At 44.8% G+C, this 3,050-nt stretch carries 3 protein-coding genes; 1 reads left to right on the forward strand and 2 read right to left on the reverse strand.

The window, feature by feature from the left end; all coding sequences use genetic code 11:
* The first annotated feature begins 47 nt into the window (after positions 1 to 47).
* Entirely contained in the window at positions 48 to 935 is an 888-nt protein-coding gene (locus tag ACFQ2O_RS20910) for a manganese catalase family protein (RefSeq protein ID WP_377532701.1), read from the forward strand.
* 71 nt (positions 936 to 1,006) lie between these two features.
* Here the strand turns inward: ACFQ2O_RS20910 and ACFQ2O_RS20915 are convergent, their stop codons facing one another.
* Both ACFQ2O_RS20915 and ACFQ2O_RS20920 read right to left on the reverse strand, forming a co-directional pair.
* Entirely contained in the window at positions 1,007 to 1,864 is an 858-nt protein-coding gene (locus ACFQ2O_RS20915; protein ID WP_377532704.1) for a DUF3298 and DUF4163 domain-containing protein, read from the reverse strand.
* 93 nt (positions 1,865 to 1,957) lie between these two features.
* On the reverse strand, positions 1,958 to 3,022 hold the full coding sequence (locus ACFQ2O_RS20920; RefSeq protein WP_377532706.1) for a PA0069 family radical SAM protein: 1,065 nt from the start codon (positions 3,020 to 3,022) through the stop codon (positions 1,958 to 1,960).
* Positions 3,023 to 3,050 lie beyond the last annotated feature (28 nt).

Below are 3,050 nucleotides of genomic sequence, written 5' to 3' on the forward strand. Positions count from 1 at the left end.
GTGTGAGGCCGTACCTGTTGGTATGTATAACTTAACAAAATAAAGCTATGTTTTATCATGATAACAAACTACAGTATAAGGTAAGAGTGGATAAGCCAAACCCTGCCTTTGCTAATATGCTCCAACAAGCCATTGGAGGTATAGAAGGAGAGATAAGAGTATGTTTACAATATTTATTTCAAGCATGGGGATCTCGTGGGCCGCAAAAGTACCGCGACATGCTGATGGAGACAGGTACAGAAGAGATTGCACATATTGAAATGCTGGCTACCGCAGTTGCCCTAAACCTTGAAGGTGCGCCTATGTCTATGAAAGATGAGATGGCTAAAGATAAGGTGATTGGCGCTGTAATGGGAGGTATGAACCCAAGACATGTATTGTCTTCTGGTTTGGCTGCAATGGCTGTAGATAGCAACGGTGTGCCTTTTAATGGTTCATGGGTTGTAGGTAGCGGTAACCTGGCGGCTGATATGTATGCTAACGTTATGGCTGAGTCTACAGGTCGTGTGCTGGCCACGCGCTTATGGGAGGCAACCGATGATGCAGGTATGAAAGATATGTTGGCCTTCCTTATTGCCCGCGATACCATGCACCAAAACCAATGGCTGGCTGTGTTAGAAGAATTAGGTGGACTGAAAGGGGTTCATCCAATCCCGAATTCCTTCCCGCAGGCGGAAGAAAATCAGGAGTTTAACTACTCTTTCTTCTCTACGCATATTGATGCAAAAAATGGAGCGAACCAGGAAATGGCTAATGCTCGTTGGGCTCAGGGACCATCAATGGATGGTAAAGGAGAGTTTAGCCTCGTAAATATTACACCACAGGGTGGTATTCCACAATTAGCACCGCCTGATCCGCGTGGTCACGCGCAAAAAGAACAAATGACAGGCTCTGCCGGTGGTGGTTTGGTTGATAAGGTAAAAGATATACTATAAGCCGCACATACTTTAAAAAGAAAGCCAGGCAGCGTTATCGTTGTCTGGCTTTCTTTTTGTCTAAAAAATCTCTACTGTTTATTCCTGTACTCTTCTGCTAATATGCTGTTTACCTGCTGGTAGGGAAGTATGATTTCTGTATCTCCAAATGCCCAGGGGCCAATTTCATAAGGGTTGTAGTAAAGAAGTAAACCCTCACTCGTTATGGCTGCATTTTGAGGAAAAGGCAAGGTATTTCCTTCTATAAAAAGCCCCGCCTCAGATAAGGGTTTGGTACCTATACCTTCTTTCACTTGCCTGAACTTCGCTTCCGTTAGTTTCCGAAGTGCTACTGTATCGTTTACCAGCTCTTTTAAGCGAAGTAGGTTTCCTTTAGCATCAAAGCTTTGTAAAGTTCTATAATAATTGCCGTGTGCTCCTCCGGCATAATGGTATACTTCCATATAAATGGAGGAAACACTATCAGCTACATAAAGTGGTGCGGCGTCTACCTTAAGTTCCCATTCTGCAGTAGCTGCCGGTATACCTGAATTAGGTATTACCTCTTCCGTATATTGCTGATGCTGCTTCAGGAAAAAGTCTGCTAATTGATTAGCAGCATCTCCTTTGTTAGTTGCAGCTGCATCAGGGTTAAAATCGAGCATGATCTGCTTCAAGCGCTGCTGTATAAAGCTGTTTATACTTTGCTGCACTGCCGCCGGACCAGCTACTGCTTCAGGATAACGGATACTAACAGTTGCACAGGTAGCGCTATCGGTATTGCAATTAGCGGAGGCTCGCTCTAAGGTGTGTCCTTCAAACTTTACTAGGTTGTTTTCAACTGTAGTATTTTCCTGGTCAGGAAGCTTTTGCTCTGTTTGGTTACAGGCAGACAAGTATAAAATGGGCAGTGCAAAAGCAAGTATGCTGAAGGATGACTTAAAATTCATAGTTTCTGAGGGGGATAGATTCTGAGCTAAGTATAAATAAACTTGCTTCTATAACGCTACTTCAGGCAAAGTTATACAAAGCGTTTCTGAAGTTTAAAATAAGTTTAGCTGCTTTCCCTTACGCTGAATAAAGTGATCATAGTTGTAAGGCTTCATACTTCTTCCGGCCAGGTACTTTAGCTTGCTCATCCTGAAAAGGTTAGCAATGGCCTCTGCAAACTTACCTTCTCCGCTCATTCTTGTGCCAAACCTGCTGTCATGTAGCTTTCCGCCATGGCAGTCGGCAATTTGGTTCAACACTTTGGCAGCCTTATCAGGAAAAGCTTGTTGAATCCAATCCTCAAAGATAGGACCGATGCTGCCATTCAGCCTTACTATAGTATAAGCTGCGTTGCTTGCGCCTGCCTCTGCCGAGTGGCGAATGATCTGTGGAATCTCTGAATCGTTCAGGCCCGGAATAATAGGGGCAACCATTACATTGACTGGCATACCTACGGCACTCAACTGCCTGACCACATCTAGGCGCTTAGCAGCTGTGGCAGTTCGTGGCTCCAGTTTCTGCCTCAAATCTTCCTCCAGTGTGGTGATGCTGATGCTCACATGCACCAGGTCATACTGATTCAGCTCCTGCAGCAAGTCGAGGTCGCGAAGAATAAGGGCGTTCTTGGTGATGATGCTGACGGGGTGGCGGTACTGCAGCAATACCTTTAACAGCTCTCTAGTTAGCTGCTTCTTCGCTTCTATGGGTTGGTAGCAGTCTGTATTGCCGGAAAGCATAATAGGCATTACCTTCCAATTGGAGTTCTCCAGTTGGCGTGCCAGCACTTCTGCTGCGTTTTCCTTTACTATGATTTTCCGCTCAAAATCTAAGCCTGCTCCATAGCCCCAGTACTGGTGTGTGTTGCGGGCATAGCAGTAAATGCAGCCATGCTCACAACCTTGATAAGGATTCATAGAGTAGCTTAGTCCCAAATCCGGGCTTTCAATAGTGTTAACGATCTTTTTGGGAGACTCTTTGAAAAACTCAGTTTTGGTGTTACTGAGCATGGCCTCGTCTATGCCTTCTACATGCTCAGCCACATACTCCTGTTTCAGGTATGGATTGTTGGGGTTAAACTGAGCACCGCGCCCTTTCAGGAAATCTTCTGCCTTTATCATACCTAATTATACTTTGTGCTAATATAAT

It is taken from the genome of Pontibacter rugosus (assembly GCF_042678745.1).
In the GTDB taxonomy this organism is placed as follows: Bacteria; Bacteroidota; Bacteroidia; order Cytophagales; family Hymenobacteraceae; genus Pontibacter; species Pontibacter rugosus.